Origin of the sequence: Kitasatospora sp. NPDC056800, assembly GCF_042789775.1 — a bacterium.
GTDB lineage: Bacteria > Actinomycetota > Actinomycetes > Streptomycetales > Streptomycetaceae > Kitasatospora.
Genome location: NZ_JBHUAL010000166.1, coordinates 1 through 19,028 on the forward strand (window position 1 = coordinate 1; position 19,028 = coordinate 19,028).

Consider the following 19,028-nt stretch of genomic DNA (forward strand, 5'->3'; position numbering starts at 1 on the left):
CCCCTCGGGGGGAGCCCCGCCTCCGTCGTTCCCGGCCCCTCGAAGGGCGTCTCCGGGCCCTAGAAGGGGAGCACCGGCTCCTTGCGCCCGCCGCCCAGCAGCCGCTCCAGCGCCCCCTCCACGTCGCCCCGCCAGGAGAGCGTGGTCCGCGCCTCCAGCCGCAGCCGCGGGTAGCGCGAGTGCGGGCGGACGGTCCTGAAGCCGACCGCGAGCAGGTGGTCGGCCGGCAGCACGCAACTGGTCGGCGCCCGCCCGGAGGAGCCGAAGGCCTCGATCGCCCGCACCCCGCGCCCGATCAGGTCCTTGGCCACGGTCTGCACCAGCACCCGGCCGATCCCCTGGCGCTGGTATCCCGGCAGCACCCGGCTGACCATCAGCTGAACGGCGTCGGGCGAGACCGGGCTGGTCGGGAAGGACTGCGAGCGGGGGACGTAGGCGGGCGGCGCGTACAGCACGAACCCGGCGGGCCGGTCGTCCACGTAGACGATCCGGCCGCAGGAGCCCCACTCCAGCAGCACCGTGGAGATCCACCCCTCCTTCTCCAGCTCCGGCTTGCCCGACTCCACCGCTTCTTTCGCACTGACCGGGTCCAGCTCCCAGAACACGCAGGAGCGGCAGCCGGCCGGCAGGTCCCCGAGGTTGTCCAGCGTCAGCGGAACGATCCGCCGTCCCATGGCCGCACCTCCTCCTCCCTCTCACGGTCGAGCATTCCCCCACGAACGCCGATGGGTGCATGTTTCACGTGAAACAGCGCTCACGTGGAACACGCACCCATCGGGTCGTCGCCCTCGGCCGGCCGGGCCGGCTCAGCCCTGCGACAGCCGCAGACCGTCCTCCCCCGGGGCCATGCTGTCCAGGATCCGGTTCAGGTCCTCGACCGAGCCGAACTCCAGCACCACCTTGCCCTTGCCCAGCCTGCCGCCGCGCTGCGACACCTCGACCTTGACCCGGGTGTCGAAGCGGTCGGACAGCCGGCTCGCCAGGTCGTTGAAGGCCGGGGAGTTCAGCTTGCCCGCCTTCGGCGCCTGGCGCCTGGGCTGCTCCGGCTCCTCCGAGCGCATCAGCACGACGAGCTCCTCGACGTTGCGCACCGTGAGGCCCTCGGCGATCACCCGCGCGGCCAGCCGCTCCTGCTGCTCCGGGTCCGACAGGCCGAGCAGCGCCCGGGCGTGCCCGGCCATCAGCGTCCCGGCCACCAGCCGGGTCTGGACGGAGGGCGGGAGCTTCATCAGCCGCAGGGTGTTGGAGACGTGCGTCCGCGAGCGGCCGATCCGATCGGCCAGCTCCTCGTGGGTGCAGGAGAAGTCCCGCAGCAGCTGGTCGTAGGCGGCGGCCTCCTCCACCGGGTTCAGCTCGGCGCGGTGCAGGTTCTCCAGGAGGGCGTCCAGCAGCAGCTTGTCGTCCTCGGTGGCCCGGACGATCGCCGGGATCCGCTCCAGCCCGGCCTCCCGGGAGGCGCGCCAGCGGCGCTCGCCCATGATCAGCTCGAAGCTGTCCACGCCGACCTGGCGGACCACGATCGGCTGGAGCAGACCGACCTCCTTGATGGAGGTGACCAGCTCGGCCAGCTTGTCCTCGTCGAAGACCTCGCGCGGCTGGCGCGGATTGGGGGTGATCGCGTCCAGCGGCAGCTCGGCGAAGTACGCGCCGGCCGGCTGCGCCTGCTCGGCCCGCTTCTCGGCGGCCGCCCTGGCCGCCACCGTGCCGCGGACACTCGGCAGCGGCGTCACCGGGGCCGGTGCGGGCACGGCTGCCGCAGTCTTCGCCTCCACCCCGCCGTCCACCGGCGCGGCGGGGCGGATCAGCGCCTCCAGCCCTCGACCCAGACCAACCCTGCGAGCACTCACTGATGACCCTCCGTCGTACCGTGCTGTGCCACCGGGGCGCCGTGCCCCTGCTGGCCGTCCCGCTGCTGACCCACCAGTGAGCCGCCCGGGCCCACCGCACGCTGCGCGAGCTCGCGGGCGGCCTCCAGGTAGGAGAGCGCCCCGGTCGACCCCGGGTCGTAGGTGAGCACCGTCTGCCCGTAACTGGGCGCCTCCGAGATGCGCACCGACCGCGGGATCGCCGTGCTCAGCACCTCTTGGTGGAAGTGGGTCCGGACCTCCTCGGCGACCTGGGCGGCCAGCCTCGTCCGGGCGTCGTACATGGTGAGCAGGATGGTCGACACGTGCAGTGCGGGGTTGAGGTGCGCGCGCACCAGCTCGACGTTGCGCAGCAGCTGGCCGAGGCCCTCCAACGCGTAGTACTCGCACTGGATCGGGATCATCACCTCCTGGCCGGCGACCATGGCGTTGACCGTCAACAGGCCCAGCGAGGGCGGACAGTCGATCAGGATGTAGTCGAGCGGCTGCTCGTAGGCGGTGATGGCGCGCTGGAGCCGGCTCTCCCGGGCCACCAGGGAGACCAGCTCGATCTCGGCGCCGGCCAGGTCGATGGTGGCGGGGACGCAGAACAGCCCCTCGACGTCGTGCACCGGCTGCACCACGTCGGCCAGCGGCTTGCCCTCCACCAGGACGTCGTAGATGGACGGCACCTCGGCGTGGTGGTCGATGCCGAGCGCCGTGGAGGCGTTGCCCTGCGGGTCGAGGTCGACGACCAGGACGCGCAGGCCGTGCATGGCGAGGGAGGCGGCCATGTTCACGGTGGTGGTGGTCTTGCCCACCCCACCCTTCTGGTTGGCGACCACGATCACCCGGGTGGCGGCCGGCCGGGGCAGTCCCTCACCCGCTCGGCCGATCGCCCGGACCGCGGCCTGGGCGGCCCGCGCGATGGGCGTGTCATCGATCTGGTCGACGGTCTCCGAGTCCTGCATGGGGGTCAGTGTTTCACGTGAAACCGGAGCGGCAACAGTCGCCGCCCGGTCACGGCGGAGGATGCCCGAGAGCAAGGAGCGACGTTTCACGGGAAACACCATGCCCGCTATGCCGGAAATCTGACGTTGCGACACTCCGGTGTCCGGGCGTCGACCCCACCGACACCTGAACGACGACGGGCGGACGTTCCCCCCTCGCAGGAGGCCCGTCCGCCCGTGGTCGTCAGGTGCCCGACGTCACGCCCGATCAGCGTCCGCGGCGCCGTCCGCCCCGGCCGCGCTCGCCGTTCCGGACGCTCGCGGTGCGGCCCGCCCGGGCCGCCTTGGCGCGCCGGGTGGCCGCCTTCACCCCGCCGGGGCTCTCCCCCGCCTTCACCTGGACCACCCGGGTCGAGGTCTCCAGGGTGCCCTCGCCGACGGCGATGACGCTCCACTCGACCGCACCCAGCTTGGCCAGCCCGGCCCGCGAGTCGGCCAGCTCCTGCTCCGCGCTGTCCCCCTTGAGCGCCAGCATCTGCCCGTGCGGGCGCAGCAGCGGCATGCCCCAGCCGGCCAGCCGCTCCAGCGGCGCCACCGCCCGGGCGGTCACCACGTCCACCGCGAGCTTGCCGACCATCTCCTCGGCGCGGCCGCGCAGCACCGTGACGTTGTCCAGCCCCAGCTCCCGGACGACCTCCTCCAGGAAGGTGGTCCGGCGCAGCAGCGGCTCCAGCAGCGTCACCGAGACGTCCGGACGGGCCAGCGCCACCGGGATGCCCGGCAGGCCGGCCCCGGAGCCGACGTCGCACAGGGTGATGCCGGAGGGCAGCAGCTCGGCCAGCACCGCGCAGTTCAGCACGTGGCGGTCCCAGAGCCGGGGCACCTCACGGGGCCCGATCAGCCCGCGCTGCACGCCCGCGGTGGCCAGCAGCTCGGTGTAGCGGACCGCGGCGTCGTAGCGCTCCCCGAAGACCTCCCGGGCGGCAGCCGGTGCCTCGCCAGGGTGCTCCAGCTCGGTGGCCGGCCCCTCAGCGGCCGGGTCCACGTCCGCCCCCGGCCGGCCGGCAGCCGCGTTCTCCGTGTCCATCTCGACCTCTCCGATCCCCGGATCCACCGACCCGCTCAACGCACTGTTTCACGTGAAACATCCCAGAAGGGACGACGACCCCGCCCGCACGAGGCGGACGGGGTCGCGTCCGGTGAAGCTCTCCGGCCGCCGCGGCGGCCGGTCGTCGACCTGTCGGCCTCAGACCGGCAGCACGACCACGAACCGCTGGGGCTCTTCGCCCTCGGACTCGCTGCGCAGGCCGGCCGCGGCGACCGCGTCGTGGACGACCTTGCGCTCGAAGGGAGTCATCGGCCGCAGCTTGACCTGCTCGCCGCTGCTCTTGGCCTGCTCGGCGGCCTGGGCGCCGAGCACCGCCAGCTCCTCGCGCTTGCGGGCCCGGAAGCCGGCAATGTCCAGCATGAGGCGGCTGCGCTCGCCGGTCTCCCGGTGGACAGCCAACCGGGTCAGCTCCTGGAGGGCCTCCAGCACCTCGCCGTCCTGGCCGACCAGGCGCTGCAGCGCACGGTCGTTGCCGTCGCTGACGATGGAGACCAGGGCGCGGTCGCCCTCGACGTCCATGTCGATGTCACCGTCGAGGTCCGCGATGTCGAGCAGACCCTCCAGGTAGTCCGCCGCGATGTCGCCCTCCTGCTCCAGGCGGGAGATGAGGCTCTCGTCGGCGCTGGCGGCGGCCTCGGCCTCGACGGCGGAGGTGGTGCCTTCCGTCACTGATGGACTCCTTCGGAGATGGGCCCGTCTGTCGGGCCGGGGACGAAGCTCTTCGCGGCGGTCACAACGGGCTCGGGACCGGTCAGGACTTCTTCTTCGGCCGCTGGCCGCCACCGCGCTTCGGCTGCTGCCGGGTGCCCTGCTTGGTACCGGCGGGCTTCGCCGCGGCCTGCTTGGCGGCCGCCGGCTTGGCACCGGAGTCGGACGGCACGCTGTCGGACGGAGCCGTGTCGGCGGCTTCCTCCGCCTGGCTGTCCTTGTCCGGCTCGCCGGTCGGCTGTCCGACACCGGCCTGCTGGCGCTGGGCCTTGCTCTGCCGACGGGGCTGCTGCCGGCGCACCTGCACCGACTCCTCGACCACCGCGGCGGCGCTGGCCGCCTCGCTGACGGCCGCCTTGGACGGGGGCAGCATGCCCCAGAGCGCGCCCTTGATCTCCGTACCGTCCGGACGCAGCCGGCCGGCCTTCTTCAGACGGGCCTGACGCTCCTCGAAGGCCTTGCTGCCCGGGGTCGGGTTGTTGTGGATCACGACCAGCTGCTGGCCCATCGACCAGACGTTGGTGGTCAGCCAGTAGACCAGGACACCGACCGGGAAGTTGATGCCCATCACGGCGAACATGATCGGGAAGACGTACATCAGCATCTTCTGCTGCTGCATGAACGGCGTCTTCACCGAGAGGTCGACGTTCTTGGTCATCAGCTGGCGCTGGGTGACGAACTGCGACAGCGACATCAGGATGATCATCACGGCGGTGACGATCTTGACGCTGGTCTCGGGGCTGCCCACGAAGGTCGCGGAGAGCGGGGCACCGAAGATGTGCGCCTTGCCGGCGCTCACCAGCAGGTCACCGTGGATGACGCCGATGTCCTGGCCCTTGGCGACCTTGGCGAGCACCCCGTAGAGCGCGGTGAAGAACGGCGCCTGCACGATGATGGGAAGGCAGCTGGAGAACGGGTTGGTACCCGCCTCCTTGTACAGCTTCATCATCTCTTCGGACTGGCGCTGCCGGTCGTTCTTGTAGCGCTCCTGGATGGCCTTCATCTTCGGCTGGATCGCCTGCATGGCCCGGGTCGCCTTGATCTGCTTCACGAAGAGCGGGATCAGGCAGATCCGGATGACGACCACCATCGAGGCGATGGCGAGACCCCAGGCCCAGCCACCGTCCGGGTTGAAGATGTGGCTGTACAGCGAGTGGAACTGGACGATGATCCAGGACACCGCTGTGTACAGGGGATTCAGGAAGGAGAAGGTCACCGGTCAGGCTCCTTGGACAGGTGGATTGGCCGCACGGGGCCAATGGTCGCCGGGCCCTCGGGGTCCGGACCGGCGGGGGTGGCGGTCACCGGGTCTCCGGTGGCGGACCGGCTCTTCAGCCAGTCTCGCAACCGCCGGTGCCACACCGGATGCTTGCGCGGCGGGACATGATCGACCCCACCGGGCGTCCACGGATTGCAGCGCAGGATGCGCCACACGGTCAGCCCGCCGCCCTTGACCGCTCCGTGCACCTTCACGGCCTCGTAGCCGTAGTGCGAGCAGGAGGGGTAGTAACGGCAGACCGGACCGAGCAGTGGGCTGATGGTCCACTGGTAGACCCTGATCAGACCCATCAGCAGGTACTTCATCGACCTGCTCCCGTCGGCGCCGTGGCGGCGGGCTCCGTCCTCAGCAACCGCTTCAGTGCCGCGTCCAGGTCACGTTCGAGGTCCTGGTACGAGGCGGTCGCGGCCTGGGGCAGCGCACGCACCACTATCAGGCTACCGGCGGGCAGCCTGGAGAGACGATCACGAACGAGATGGCGCAACCGGCGCTTGACCAGGTTGCGAACGACCGCCGGGCCAACGGCCTTGCTCACGACGAAACCCGCACGCGCCGAAGGAGTCCCCTCGGCGACGTGCGGGCGGGAGTCGCTGGTCCGGTCGGTCTGCCCCTGCGGGTCACCGTCTCTGCTGAGATGGACGACCAGAAGGGGCCGGCCGGCCCGGCGACCGCGTTTCACCGCGGTCGCGAAGTCCTGGCGCCGCCGCAGCCGATTCTCGGAGGGCAGCACAACAGACTCTGGCGCGGATCAGGCGGACAGGCTGCTGCGGCCCTTGCCACGGCGGGCGGCCAGGATGGCGCGGCCGGCGCGGGTACGCATACGCAGCCGGAAGCCGTGGGTCTTCGCGCGACGACGGTTGTTCGGCTGGAAGGTGCGCTTGCTCACTCGGGGGCTCCTGAGGTGAATCGTAGGATGACGGGGAATCGCTTGGCCGTCACCGTGCGTCCGCGTGATCTCCCCTGATTCGGAAATCCGGCCCATCGCCCCAGTTCGGCTGGGGTTTGAGGCAATCCACGGCGCCCGTGCTGCGCGCCTTATGGAGCGGGTGGACCCGCGGACATGCGGCAGCGGCCATCGACAACTCGACCTGGTTACGGTACGCGGGACGGGGCACGGGGGTCAAACCAGCCGTCTCCCGCCCGTCTTACCCACAGCCTGTGGACAACGACTTGATCCGTCCCTGTTCGCTGACTACCGTTGCAGAACTTGTCTGGTTTGTTCTTGGAAAGCGTGCACCAGTGGCTGATGTCAACAGCGACCTCGTCCCGGTCTGGGCCAGGGTCGTCGAGCGGCTGGTCGCCGACCCCGATGTCGGGGAGATGGACAAACAGTGGGTGCAGCGCACCCAGCCGATGTGGATGATGCACGACACCGCCCTGCTGGCGACCCCGAACGAGCGGGCCAAGCAGGTGCTGGAGGGCCGGCTGCTGCCGCAGCTGACCGAGGCCCTCAGCCGTGAGCTCAGCCGCCCGGTCCGGATCGCCGTGATGGTCGACGCCAACGCGGTGCCGACCACCCCCGCACCCGCCCCCCAGGCCCCCGCCGAGCCCTACCCGGGCCCGGCCGAGGACGACACCCCCGGCTACGGCGGCCAGGGCTACCAGCAGCCGTACGAGCACGGCCAGCCCTACGAGCAGCCGCAGCCGTACGAGCAGGGCCAGGGGTACGAGCAGGACTACGAGCGCCCCCGCTACGACACCGGCGGCTACGAGCAGCGCCAGGCCCCGTACGGCGGCCCCGGCGGCGGCCCCGGCTGGCAGGGCTACCAGGAGCAGCCGCCCGGCTACCGCGACGCGGAGGAGCCCGCGTCCCGTCCGGCGCCGCGGCCCGTCCCCGGCCCGCCCGCGACCACCCAGGGCGACCTCTTCGGCGGCGCCTACGGCCCCGGCCCGAACGAGCAGCCCCGCACCGGCGCCGGCCGTCGGGCCGGCGGCTCCCGTCCCACCGGCGGCCGCCCGGCCGAGAAGGCCGCCCCGGAGCGCTCCGCCGAGCGTCCCGGCGTCCCCGGCGTGCCCGCCCCGCCCGGCGCTCCCCCGGCCGGCGGCTCCCGCAAGGACGAGCCGGCCGCCCGGCTGAACCCCAAGTACCTGTTCGACACCTTCGTCATCGGCGCCAGCAACCGCTTCGCGCACGCGGCGGCGGTGGCGGTCGCCGAGGCCCCGGCCAAGGCGTACAACCCGCTCTTCATCTACGGCGAGTCCGGGCTGGGCAAGACCCACCTGCTGCACGCCATCGGGCACTACTCGCGCAGTCTCTTCCCGGGCACCCGGGTGCGCTACGTGTCCTCGGAGGAGTTCACCAACGAGTTCATCAACTCGATCCGGGACGGCAAGGCGGACACCTTCCGCCGCCGCTACCGGGACATGGACATCCTGCTCGTGGACGACATCCAGTTCCTCGCGAGCAAGGAGTCCACGCAGGAGGAGTTCTTCCACACCTTCAACACCCTGCACAACGCGAACAAGCAGATCGTCCTCTCCTCGGACCGGCCGCCCAAGCTGCTGACCACGCTGGAGGACCGGCTGCGCAACCGCTTCGAGTGGGGTCTGATCACCGACGTCACCCCGCCGGAGCTGGAGACCCGGATCGCGATCCTGCGCAAGAAGGCGATCCAGGAGCAACTCAACGCTCCCGCCGACGTGTTGGAGTTCATCGCCTCCCGGATCACCCGCAACATCCGGGAGTTGGAGGGCGCGCTGATCCGGGTGACCGCCTTCGCCAACCTCAACCGGGCCCCGGTGGACCTGGAGTTGGCCGGGATCGTCCTCAAGGACCTGATCCCGGGCGGGGACGAGGACGCCGGCCCGGAGATCACCGCGCAGGTCATCATGCAGCAGACCGCCGCCTACTTCGGCCTGGGCGTGGACGACCTCTGCGGGTCCTCGCGCAGCCGGGTGCTGGTGACGGCCCGGCAGATCGCGATGTACCTCTGCCGCGAGCTCACCGACCTCTCGCTGCCGAAGATCGGCGCGCAGTTCGGCGGCCGCGACCACACCACGGTGATGCACGCGGACCGCAAGATCCGCTCGCTGATGGCCGAGCGGCGCTCGATCTACAACCAGGTCACCGAACTCACCAACCGCATCAAGAGCTAGCCGGAGCAGGCACGGCGGGGCCCCGGGTCCGAAGACGGGCCCCCAAGGGCGTCAGGAGCGAATCCTGACGCCCTTTCTCGTGTCCACAGGTGTGCGTCGCGCGCCGGCTGGGCAGGGATGCCCTCGACGGACGGTCCGCCAGTCCACAGCCCGCGCCGAACAACTGACCGGTGATTCGAAACCCGGGGGCGCGCAAGGCCGTTGTCCACAGGACGGGCCCCTCCGCCGCCGTCCACAGGGTGGGGAGTGCGGAGTTATCCAGAATTCGTCCACAGGCCCGTCGCCGCTACGCTCTTCCGCGCAGGTCAGGTGCCTGTGGACTTGTGCACAACGGTTATCCACAGGGTGTGGACAATTGACGGGTCCACAGTGGGCCGTCCGGGTTATCCACCGGTTGTCCCCAGGGGAGGGCCGGTTATCCCCAGGTTGTCCACAGCGGCGTCCACAGTTCGACAACCGTGGGCTGGCGTTCATACCCTGGTGTGAAAGGCGTCACGTAAAGTTGACCGGCGCCCGTGGATAACCGGGCCCGGATCTGGGGACAGCCCTGGGGATAACCTGTGGATACCCTGCGTGCCCTGTGGGTAACGCTCGGCTGTCCACAGCGCGGCCTGCCCGTCCACAGCCGCCGTCCACACCCGCTGTGGACAAAATTCGGGCTCTGACCTGCGGAAACGGGGTTATCCACGGTTTCCACAGGCCCTACTACTACCACTACACATTTAGACCCCGGACTTGCTTTCAAAGTGGGTGGGCCCCGAATCTGTGGACAACCGGGCCCCGACAACAGTTCGGGTCGCTTCCGCCCGTCTGCCCCGTCTGTCGGCGGAGTACGTCAGACTGTCCTTGCGACTGGAAGCGGAGTGACCGAGCTCGGTGGACAGCCGAACCGACGATCAAGATCAGACGAACCAGAGTGCGAGCGGGAGCGCTCGATCCAGGAGGCGGTTACCGGTGAAGTTCCGGGTGGAGCGTGACGTCCTCGCGGAGGCGGTGGCCTGGGCTGCCCGCAGCCTCCCGGCACGGCCGCCGGTGCCGGTGCTGGCCGGCCTGCTGCTGACCGCGCAGGAGGGCAGCCTGGCGCTGTCCGGCTTCGACTACGAGGTCTCGGCCCGGGTCGAGCTGGAGGCGGACGTCGAGGAGGCCGGCACCGTCCTGGTCTCCGGCCGGCTGCTGAACGACATCTCCCGCAACCTCCCCAACCGGCCGGTGGAGATCTCCACCGACGGCCAGCGGGTCAGCGTGGTCTGCGGCAGCTCCCGGTTCACCCTCCCCACCCTCCCGGTGGACGAGTACCCGGCGCTGCCCCAGATGCCGACCGCGACCGGCACCGTCTCCGGTGACGTCTTCGCCTCGGCCGTCAGCCAGGCCGCGGTCGCCGCCGGCCGGGACGACACCCTCCCGGTGCTCACCGGTGTCCGGGTCGAGATCGAGGGCGACCGGATCACCCTGGCCGCCACCGACCGCTACCGCTTCGCCGTCCGCGAGCTGCTGTGGAAGCCCGAGCAGTCGGACATCTCCGCCGTCGCGCTGGTCCCGGCCAAGACCCTCCAGGACATCGCCAAGTCCCTGGGCAGCGGCGACACCGTCTCCATCGCGCTCTCCTCGGGCGGCGCGGGCGAGGGCCTGATCGGCTTCGAGGGCGCCGGCCGCCGGACGACCACCCGGCTGCTGGAGGGCGAGTTCCCCAAGTTCCGCAGCCTCTTCCCGACCGAGTTCAACGCGATCGCCGCGATCCAGACCCAGCCGTTCCTGGAGGCGCTCAAGCGCGTCTCGCTGGTCGCCGAGCGCAACACCCCGGTCCGCCTCAACTTCGAGGAGGGCGTGCTGACGCTGGAGGCCGGTTCGGGCGACGACGCCCAGGCCACCGAGCGGATCGAGGCCTCCCTGGAGGGCGACGCCATCTCGATCGCGTTCAACCCGGGCTACCTGGAGGAGGGCCTCAAGGCCATCGACTCCCCCTTCGCCCAGCTCAGCTTCACCACCCCGACCAAGCCCGCGCTGCTCAGCGGCAAGGTCTCGGTGGACGCCGAGGAGGACAAGGCCTACCAGTACCTGATCATGCCGGTCCGCCTCTCCGGCTGATCCCGCCCGTTCTTCGTCCACAGGCTGTGCACACCCGCTGTGCACAGCCTGTGGCCGTCTCCCCCGGCCGGCCCCGACCGCAGCCGGGCGGGGCCGCTCCAGCGCGTAGGCTCAAGGAGTGCGGCAACGGCGCCGCCGGCAGGCACGTCACCACAGGTAAGGACTTGGTCATGGAGCTCGGCCTCATCGGTCTCGGCAAGATGGGCGGCAACATGCGCGAGCGGATCCGCCGCGCCGGCCACACCGTCATCGGCTACGACCGCAACCCTGACATCTCCGACGTCGAGAGCCTCCAGGAGCTCGTCAGCAAGCTCCAGGGCCCGCGCGTGGTCTGGGTCATGGTCCCGGCGGGCGCCGCCACCCAGGCGACCGTCGACGAGCTCGCCGAGCTGCTCTCCCCCGGCGACGTTGTGGTCGACGGCGGCAACTCCCGCTGGACCGACGACGTCAAGCACGCCGAGGCGCTGGCCGCCAAGGGCATCGGCTTCGTGGACTGCGGCGTCTCCGGCGGCGTCTGGGGCCTGGAGAACGGCTACGCGCTGATGTACGGCGGCGACGCCGAGCACGTCGCGAAGGCCCAGCCGGTCTTCGACGCCCTCAAGCCCGAGGGCGAGTTCGGCTCGGTGCACGCGGGCGCGGTGGGCGCCGGCCACTTCGCCAAGATGGTCCACAACGGCATCGAGTACGCGATGATGCAGGCCTTCGCCGAGGGCTGGGAGCTGCTGGAGGCCGCCCCCGAGGTCACCGACGTGCGCGACGTCTTCCGCAGCTGGCAGGAGGGCACCGTCATCCGCTCCTGGCTGCTGGACCTGGCCGTCCGCGCCCTGGACGAGGACGAGCACCTGGACAAGCTGCGCGGCTGGGCCGCCGACTCCGGCGAGGGCCGCTGGACCGTCGAGGCCGCGATCGACCACGCCGTGCCGCTGCCGGCGATCACCGCCTCGCTGTTCGCCCGCTTCGCCTCCCGCCAGGAGGACTCGCCGCAGATGAAGATGATCGCCGCGCTGCGCAACCAGTTCGGCGGCCACGCGGTCGAGTCCAAGTAACCAGCAGGTCCTCCCCAAGAAGGCGGGCGCAGTCCACAGCCATGCACGTCGCGCACCTGTCGCTCGCCGACTTCCGGTCGTACGCCCGGGCCGAGGTTCCCCTCGACCCGGGCGTGACCGCCTTCGTGGGGCCCAACGGCCAGGGCAAGACCAACCTGGTCGAGGCGATCGGCTACGTGGCCACCCTGGGCAGCCACCGGGTCGCCACCGACGCCCCGCTGATCCGGCTGGGCGCCGAGCGGGCGGTGGTCCGCACCTCGGTGGTGGACCGCGGCCGGTCCACCCTGATCGAGCTGGAGCTCACCCCGGGCAAGGCCAACCGGGCCCGGATCAACCGCTCCGACAACGTCCGCCCGCGGGACGTCCTGGGCCTGCTGCGCACCGTGCTGTTCGCCCCCGAGGACCTCAGCCTGGTCAAGGGCGACCCGGGTGAGCGGCGGCGCTTCCTGGACGAGCTGCTGACCGCCCGGGCACCCCGGCTGGCCGGGGTGCGGCAGGACTACGAGCGGGTGCTCAAGCAGCGCAACGCCCTGCTGAAGACCGCCGCGATGGCCCGCCGGGCCGGCGGCGGCAAGGGCGCCGACCTGTCCACCCTGGAGGTCTGGGACGGCCATCTGGCCCGCGCGGGAGCCGAGTTGACGGCCTTCCGGATCCAGCTGGTGGCCGCCCTGCAGCCCCTGGTGGCGGCCGCGTACGGGCAGCTGGCCCCCGGCGGCGGCGAGACCGCCCTGGAGTACCGCAGCTCCTTCGAGGGCGAGCTGCCGACCAGCCGCGAGCAGGCCGAGGAGCAGCTGCTGAACGCGCTGCAGGCGGTCCGCAAGCAGGAGGTCGAGCGCGGTGTCACCCTGGTCGGCCCGCACCGCGACGAGCTGGGGCTCAAGCTCGGCCCGCTGCCCGCCAAGGGCTACGCCAGCCACGGCGAGTCCTGGTCGTTCGCGCTGGCGCTGCGGCTGGCCTCGTACGAGCTGCTGCGCGCCGACGGCGGCGAGCCGGTGCTGATCCTGGACGACGTGTTCGCCGAGCTGGACGCCGCCCGCCGGGACCGGCTGGCCGAGCTGGTGGCCGGCGGCGAGCAGGTGCTGGTGACCGCGGCGGTCGCCGAGGACGTGCCGAAGGCGCTGGCCGGCGCCCGGTTCGCGGTCTCCGACGGCGCGGTGCGCCGGGTCGACGCCTGACCGCGCCCCCGCGCCCGCACCGCTTCACACCCCTCCACCCGCACCACCACACCGCCGTCACCGGACCGCGACCGCTTCCGCGCACCGCGCGCCCCCGCCCCGGCCCGAGGGGCCCGGCGGCTCCCGTAGGCTGGACGGCTCGGCGGGCGCGCGACCGCGACCGTTGTCCACAGGCTGGGGAAAGGAGATCGCCGTGAGCGAGCCGGCGGAGCACTCCCCCGAGCCCGGTGCCCCGGCGCCGACCGGTGCCGACCTCGCCCGCTCCGCGCTGCGCGCGGCCCGGGCCCAGGCCCGTCAGCGAGGCGAGCAGGTCCGGGAGAAGCGCGAGGCGAAGCGGCACGGCCTGCGCAGCGGCGCCCGCTCGGACGGCCGCGACCCGGTCCCGCTGGGCGCGGCGCTCAACCGGCTGCTGACCGAGCGCGGCTGGGAGTCCTCGGCCGCCGTCGGCGGGGTGATGGGCCGCTGGCCGCAGATCGTCGGCCCGGACATCGCCGCGCACTGCCACCCCTCCTCCTACGACGAGGCCGCCGCGGTGCTCACCGTGCAGTGCGACTCCACCGCCTGGGCCACCCAACTACGCTGGCTGGCACGGCAGTTGGTGGCCCGTCTGAACCACGAGCTGGGCCACGGGACGGTCCGGACCATCAAGGTGCTCGGCCCCGCGGCGCCCGCCCGCGGCTACGGCCGGCTGCGCGCGCCCGGGAGCAAGGGGCCGGGCGACACCTGGGGCTGACCGGGACCTCGGACGGCCGGCGGGGGCGCGGATCGGATGGCGATCTTCCGGAACCCCTGACAGCCCTTCCAGGCGCCCTGGGCCCCCCGGGCGAGTATCGGGACATGTCCCGAGGGGATTCAGGGCGGCATATCTGCCCTCAAGGGCTGCCAAACGCCCATCTCTGTCAGTCGTACCGGTAGACTGAAAGCCAAACACTGTTGCTAGTGGCAACCGAGTCGAAACGCTGTGGTCGCACGCCCGCCCGTACGGGGTGGGCATGCGACCCGTGCTGTGCCAGAGAGGGCGCTTCGTGGCCGATTCCGGCAACCCCAGCCAGACCCCAGACCAGTCCGAGCAGGCTTCCTACACCGGTAGCAACATCCAGGTGCTGGAAGGCCTCGACGCCGTCCGCAAGCGCCCCGGCATGTACATCGGTTCGACGGGCGAGCGCGGCCTGCACCACCTGGTGCAGGAGGTCGTGGACAACTCCGTCGACGAGGCGATGGCCGGGCACGCCGACACCATCGACGTCACGATCATGGCCGACGGCGCCATCCGCTGCGTCGACAACGGCCGCGGCATCCCGGTGGACATCGTCCCCGGCCAGGACAAGCCCGCCGTCGAGGTCGTGCTCACCGTCCTGCACGCCGGCGGCAAGTTCGGCGGCGGCGGCTACGCCGTCTCCGGCGGTCTGCACGGCGTGGGCGTCTCCGTGGTGAACGCGCTGTCCACCCGGCTCTCGGTGGAGATCCACCGGGACGGCCACATCTGGACCCAGGACTACAAGATGGGCGCGCCGACCGCCCCCCTGGTCAAGGGCGCGGAGACCGACCGCACCGGCACCACGGTGACCTTCTGGGCCGACGGCGACATCTTCGAGACCACCGTCTACTCCTTCGAGACGCTCTCCCGGCGCTTCCAGGAGATGGCCTTCCTCAACAAGGGCCTGTCGATCTCGCTGACCGACGAGCGCCCCGAGCACGCGGACGAGGAGGGCAAGCCGCTCACCGTCACGTACAAGTACGACGGCGGCATCGCCGACTTCGTCGCCCACCTCAACTCCCGCAAGGGCGAGGTCGTCCACCCCTCGGTGATCGACTTCGAGGCGGAGGACAAGGACAAGGCGATCTCGGTGGAGATCGCGATGCAGTGGAACTCCTCCTACACCGAGGGGGTCTACAGCTTCGCCAACACCATCCACACCCACGGCGGCGGCACCCACGAGGAGGGCTTCCGCGCCGCGCTGACCGGCCTGGTCAACCGCTACGCGCGGGACAAGAAGCTGCTCCGCGAGAAGGACGACAACCTCTCCGGCGAGGACATCCGCGAGGGTCTGACCGCGATCATCTCGGTCAAGCTCGGCGAGCCCCAGTTCGAGGGCCAGACCAAGGACAAGCTCGGCAACACCGAGGCCAAGACCTTCGTCCAGAAGGTCGTCCACGAGCACCTCAACGACTGGCTGGACCGCAACCCCAACGAGGCCGCGGACATCATCCGCAAGTCCATCCAGGCCGCCACCGCGCGCGTCGCCGCCCGCAAGGCCCGCGACCTGACCCGCCGCAAGGGCCTGCTGGAGTCCGCCTCGCTGCCGGGCAAGCTCTCGGACTGCCAGTCCAAGGACCCGTCCGAGTGCGAGATCTTCATCGTCGAGGGTGACTCCGCCGGCGGCTCGGCCAAGCAGGGCCGCGACCCGCGCACCCAGGCCATCCTGCCGATCCGCGGCAAGATCCTGAACGTCGAGAAGGCCCGGATCGACAAGGTCCTCCAGAACACCGAGGTCCAGGCGCTCATCTCGGCCTTCGGCTGCGGCATCCAGGAGGACTACGACGAGTCCAAGCTGCGGTACCACAAGATCGTCCTGATGGCCGACGCCGACGTCGACGGACAGCACATCCGCACCCTGCTGCTCACCCTGCTGTTCCGCTTCATGCGGCCGCTGGTCGAGTCCGGGTACGTCTACCTCGCCATGCCGCCGCTGTACAAGATCAAGTGGGGCAAGGACGACTTCGAGTACGCCTACTCCGACCGCGAGCGCGACGCGCTGATCGCGGCCGGGGTGGAGGCCGGGCGCCGGCTGCCCAAGGACGACGCGATCCAGCGCTTCAAGGGTCTCGGCGAGATGAACGCCGAGGAGCTCCGGGTCACCACCATGGACGCCGAGCACCGCCTGCTGCTCCAGGTCACCCTGGAGGACGCCGCCCGTGCCGACGAGCTGTTCTCCGTGCTGATGGGCGAGGACGTCGAGGCGCGCCGCTCCTTCATCCAGCGCAACGCCAAGGACGTTCGCTTCCTGGACGTGTGACGCCTGCACCGCAGGCCCCGCACGTTCCAGTCCGCGTGAAAGGAAACTGACCACCAGTGGTCGACGACAACCGTCCCGAAGGCGAACAGCCCGAGACCCCCGCAGCCGAGGGCACCGCCCAGGTGACCATGCGGATCGAGCCGGTCGAGCTCGAGACCGAGATGCAGCGCTCCTACCTCGACTACGCGATGAGCGTGATCGTCAGCCGGGCGCTCCCCGAGGTCCGCGACGGCCTCAAGCCGGTGCACCGCCGCGTGCTCTACGCGATGTACGACGGCGGGTACCGGCCCGAGAAGGGCTACTACAAGTGCGCCCGCGTCGTCGGCGACGTCATGGGCAACTACCACCCGCACGGTGACACCTCGATCTACGACACCGTGGTCCGCCTGGCCCAGCCGTGGTCGCTGCGGATGCCGCTGGTGGACGGCAACGGCAACTTCGGCTCCCCGGGCAACGACCCGGCGGCGGCGATGCGCTACACCGAGTGCAAGCTGATGCCGCTGGCCATGGAGATGATGCGCGACATCGACGAGGAGACCGTCGACTTCGCGCCCAACTACGACGGCCGCTCGCAGGAGCCGACCGTCCTGCCCGCGCGCATCCCCAACCTGCTGGTCAACGGTGCCACCGGCATCGCGGTCGGCATGGCCACCAACATCCCGCCGCACAACCTCCGCGAGGTCGCCTCCGGCGCGCTCTGGTACCTGGAGAACCCGGAGGCCTCCGCCGAGGAGCTGCTGGACGCCCTGGTCGAGCGGATCAAGGGCCCCGACTTCCCGACCGGCGCGCTGATCGTCGGCCGCCGCGGGATCGACGACTACTACCGCACCGGCCGCGGCTCGGTCACCATGCGGGCCGTCGTCGAGGTCGAGGAGATCCAGGGCCGCCAGTGCCTGGTGATCACCGAGCTGCCGTACCAGGTCAACCCGGACAACCTCGCGCTGAAGATCGCCGACCTGGTCAAGGACGGCAAGATCGCCGGCATCGCCGACGTCCGGGACGAGTCCTCGTCCCGCACCGGCACCCGCTTGGTGGTCGTGCTCAAGCGCGACGCGGTCGCCAAGGTCGTGCTGAACAACCTGTACAAGCACACCGAGCTGCAGACCAACTTCGGCGCCAACATGCTGGCCCTGGTCGACGGCGTGCCGCGCACGCTGTCGCTCGACGCCTTCATCCGGCACTGGGTCAACCACCAGGTCGAGGTCATCGTCCGGCGCACCACCTTCCGGCTGCGCAAGGCCGAGGAGCGCGCCCACATCCTGCGCGCCCTGCTGAAGGCCCTGGACCTGATCGACGAGGTCATCGCGCTGATCCGGGCCTCGGCCAGCGCCGACGCCGCCCGCACCGGCCTGATGGGCCTGCTCGACATCGACGAGCTCCAGGCCAACGCGATCCTGGAGATGCAGCTGCGCCGACTGGCCGCCCTCGAGCGCCAGCGGATCATGGACGAGCACGACGAGCTCCAGCGCAAGATCGACGAGTACAACGCGATCCTGGCCTCGCCGGTCCGCCAGCGGGAGATCATCTCCGAGGAGCTCACCGCGATCGTCGACAAGTACGGCGACGAGCGGCGCTCCACCCTCATCCCCTCCGACGGCGACCTCTCCATCGAGGACCTCATCGCCGAGGAGGACATCGTCGTCACGATCACCCGTGGCGGCTACGTCAAGCGGACCCGCTCCGACCTCTACCGCTCGCAGAAACGCGGCGGCAAGGGCGTGCGCGGTGCCCAGCTGAAGCAGGACGACATCGTCGACCACTTCTTCGTGACGACGACCCACAACTGGATCCTGTTCTTCACCAACAAGGGCCGGGTCTACCGCGCCAAGGGCTACGAGCTGCCGGACGCCGGGCGCGACGCCCGCGGCCAGCACGTCGCCAACCTGCTGGCCTTCCAGCCGGACGAGCACATCGCCCAGGTGATGGCCGTGCGGACGTACGAGGACAAGCCGTACCTGGTCCTCGCCACCCGGGCCGGCCTGGTGAAGAAGTCCGCGCTCAAGGACTACGACTCGCCGCGCTCCGGCGGCCTGATCGCGATCAACCTGCGCCAGGACGAGGAGGGCCAGGACGACGAGCTGATCGGCGCCGAGCTGGTCTCCGCCGAGGACGACCTGCTGCTGGTCTCCAAGAAGGCCCAGTCGATCCGCTTCACCGCGACCGACGACGCCCTGCGCCCGACCGGCCGCGCCACCTCCGGCGTCAAGGGCATGGCCTTCCGCGAGGACGACGAACTGCTCTCGATGAACGTCGTCCGTCCGGGCACCTACGTCTTCACCGCCACGGACGGCGGCTACGCCAAGCGCACCGGGGTGGACGAGTACCGTGTCCAGGGGCGCGGCGGCTACGGCACCAAGGCGGCGAAGATCGTCGAGGGCCGGGGCTCGCTGGTCGGCGCGCTCGTGGTCGACGAATCCGACGAGATCATGGCGATCACCCTCTCGGGTGGGGTGATCCGCACGAGGGTTTCCGAGGTTCGTGAAACCGGACGTGACACCATGGGCGTCCAACTGATCAACCTCGGAAAGCGCGACGCGGTCGTGGGCATGGCCCGCAACGCGGAGGCCGAGGACGAGGAGACGGCGGAGGACGAGGTGGCGGGTACCGAGTCCACCGAGACGGCCGAGGGAGCGGAGACGGCGGTCGACGGAGACGTCGAGGCCTGAACCGAACCGCAGACCGGTGCCGCCGCGTCCAGAGTATGGATGCGGCGGCACCGG

Annotated in this window: 16 protein-coding genes; 7 read left to right on the plus strand and 9 right to left on the minus strand. The window is 70.9% G+C overall.

Annotation, left to right across the window (positions count from 1 at the left end):
* Positions 1–59 precede the first annotated feature (59 nt).
* The 9 genes from ACFRQN_RS29580 to rpmH all read right to left on the minus strand — a co-directional run bounded on the left by ACFRQN_RS29580 (position 60) and on the right by rpmH (position 6,775).
* Complete coding sequence (locus tag ACFRQN_RS29580) at positions 60–674, minus strand: GNAT family N-acetyltransferase (protein ID WP_049655856.1); 615 nt, start codon at positions 672–674, stop codon at positions 60–62.
* A 132-nt stretch (positions 675–806) separates the two neighbouring features.
* Complete coding sequence (locus tag ACFRQN_RS29585) at positions 807–1,847, minus strand: ParB/RepB/Spo0J family partition protein (protein WP_074001897.1); 1,041 nt, start codon at positions 1,845–1,847, stop codon at positions 807–809.
* A complete protein-coding gene (locus tag ACFRQN_RS29590) occupies positions 1,844–2,815 on the minus strand; it encodes a ParA family protein (protein WP_234348544.1) in 972 nt (323 codons plus the stop codon). The genes ACFRQN_RS29585 and ACFRQN_RS29590 overlap by 4 nt, the downstream gene beginning before the upstream one ends.
* A 247-nt stretch (positions 2,816–3,062) precedes the next feature.
* Positions 3,063–3,881 carry a 16S rRNA (guanine(527)-N(7))-methyltransferase RsmG gene (rsmG, locus tag ACFRQN_RS29595; RefSeq protein WP_079271995.1) on the minus strand — a complete coding sequence of 273 codons (819 nt, stop codon included), beginning with the start codon at positions 3,879–3,881 and terminating at the stop codon, positions 3,063–3,065.
* A gap of 159 nt (positions 3,882–4,040) precedes the next feature.
* On the minus strand, positions 4,041–4,571 hold the full coding sequence (locus ACFRQN_RS29600; RefSeq protein ID WP_049655854.1) for a R3H domain-containing nucleic acid-binding protein: 531 nt from the start codon (positions 4,569–4,571) through the stop codon (positions 4,041–4,043).
* Positions 4,572–4,653: 82 nt separating this feature from the next.
* Positions 4,654–5,826, minus strand: coding sequence for a membrane protein insertase YidC (gene yidC, locus ACFRQN_RS29605; RefSeq protein ID WP_049655853.1), 1,173 nt, complete (start codon positions 5,824–5,826; stop codon positions 4,654–4,656).
* Positions 5,823–6,194 (minus strand): membrane protein insertion efficiency factor YidD, encoded by a 372-nt coding sequence (gene yidD, locus ACFRQN_RS29610; protein ID WP_049655851.1) that lies wholly within the window; start codon positions 6,192–6,194, stop codon positions 5,823–5,825. Before yidD ends, yidC begins: the two co-directional genes overlap by 4 nt.
* Positions 6,191–6,619 (minus strand): ribonuclease P protein component, encoded by a 429-nt coding sequence (gene rnpA, locus ACFRQN_RS29615; RefSeq protein WP_049655849.1) that lies wholly within the window; start codon positions 6,617–6,619, stop codon positions 6,191–6,193. The genes yidD and rnpA overlap by 4 nt, the downstream gene beginning before the upstream one ends.
* Positions 6,620–6,637: 18 nt before the next feature.
* The gene (gene rpmH / locus ACFRQN_RS29620; protein WP_030305394.1) at positions 6,638–6,775 is read right to left on the minus strand and encodes a 50S ribosomal protein L34; all 138 of its coding nucleotides are present in this window, start codon (positions 6,773–6,775) and stop codon (positions 6,638–6,640) included.
* Positions 6,776–7,128: 353 nt separating this feature from the next.
* On the opposite strand from rpmH, the gene dnaA reads away from it, so the two are divergent.
* The 7 genes from dnaA to gyrA all read left to right on the plus strand — a co-directional run bounded on the left by dnaA (position 7,129) and on the right by gyrA (position 18,974).
* The gene (gene dnaA / locus ACFRQN_RS29625) at positions 7,129–8,985 is read left to right on the plus strand and encodes a chromosomal replication initiator protein DnaA (RefSeq protein WP_074001899.1); all 1,857 of its coding nucleotides are present in this window, start codon (positions 7,129–7,131) and stop codon (positions 8,983–8,985) included.
* Between the two features lie 954 nt (positions 8,986–9,939).
* Entirely contained in the window at positions 9,940–11,070 is a 1,131-nt protein-coding gene (dnaN, locus tag ACFRQN_RS29630; RefSeq protein WP_049654624.1) for a DNA polymerase III subunit beta, read from the plus strand.
* 170 nt (positions 11,071–11,240) lie between these two features.
* A complete protein-coding gene (gnd, locus tag ACFRQN_RS29635; protein ID WP_049654622.1) occupies positions 11,241–12,116 on the plus strand; it encodes a phosphogluconate dehydrogenase (NAD(+)-dependent, decarboxylating) in 876 nt (291 codons plus the stop codon).
* A 41-nt stretch (positions 12,117–12,157) separates the two neighbouring features.
* Positions 12,158–13,291, plus strand: a complete 1,134-nt coding sequence (gene recF, locus ACFRQN_RS29640) for a DNA replication/repair protein RecF (RefSeq protein WP_049654621.1) — start codon at positions 12,158–12,160, stop codon at positions 13,289–13,291.
* 193 nt (positions 13,292–13,484) lie between these two features.
* Positions 13,485–14,024 carry a DUF721 domain-containing protein gene (locus tag ACFRQN_RS29645; RefSeq protein WP_049654619.1) on the plus strand — a complete coding sequence of 180 codons (540 nt, stop codon included), beginning with the start codon at positions 13,485–13,487 and terminating at the stop codon, positions 14,022–14,024.
* Between the two features lie 259 nt (positions 14,025–14,283).
* On the plus strand, positions 14,284–16,308 hold the full coding sequence (gyrB, locus tag ACFRQN_RS29650; RefSeq protein ID WP_369808323.1) for a DNA topoisomerase (ATP-hydrolyzing) subunit B: 2,025 nt from the start codon (positions 14,284–14,286) through the stop codon (positions 16,306–16,308).
* A gap of 56 nt (positions 16,309–16,364) precedes the next feature.
* A complete protein-coding gene (gene gyrA, locus ACFRQN_RS29655; RefSeq protein ID WP_049654618.1) occupies positions 16,365–18,974 on the plus strand; it encodes a DNA gyrase subunit A in 2,610 nt (869 codons plus the stop codon).
* Positions 18,975–19,028: the final 54 nt, after the last annotated feature.

Coding starts and splice junctions, on each gene's coding strand:
- ACFRQN_RS29580 (WP_049655856.1), bottom strand. CDS start 674: ATGGGACGGCGGATCGTTCCGCTGACGCTGGACAACCTCGGGGACCTG.
- ACFRQN_RS29590 (WP_234348544.1), bottom strand. CDS start 2,815: ATGCAGGACTCGGAGACCGTCGACCAGATCGATGACACGCCCATCGCG.
- rsmG (WP_079271995.1), bottom strand. CDS start 3,881: ATGGACACGGAGAACGCGGCTGCCGGCCGGCCGGGGGCGGACGTGGAC.
- yidD (WP_049655851.1), bottom strand. CDS start 6,194: ATGAAGTACCTGCTGATGGGTCTGATCAGGGTCTACCAGTGGACCATC.
- gnd (WP_049654622.1), top strand. CDS start 11,241: ATGGAGCTCGGCCTCATCGGTCTCGGCAAGATGGGCGGCAACATGCGC.
- recF (WP_049654621.1), top strand. CDS start 12,158: ATGCACGTCGCGCACCTGTCGCTCGCCGACTTCCGGTCGTACGCCCGG.
- gyrB (WP_369808323.1), top strand. CDS start 14,284: ATGCGACCCGTGCTGTGCCAGAGAGGGCGCTTCGTGGCCGATTCCGGC.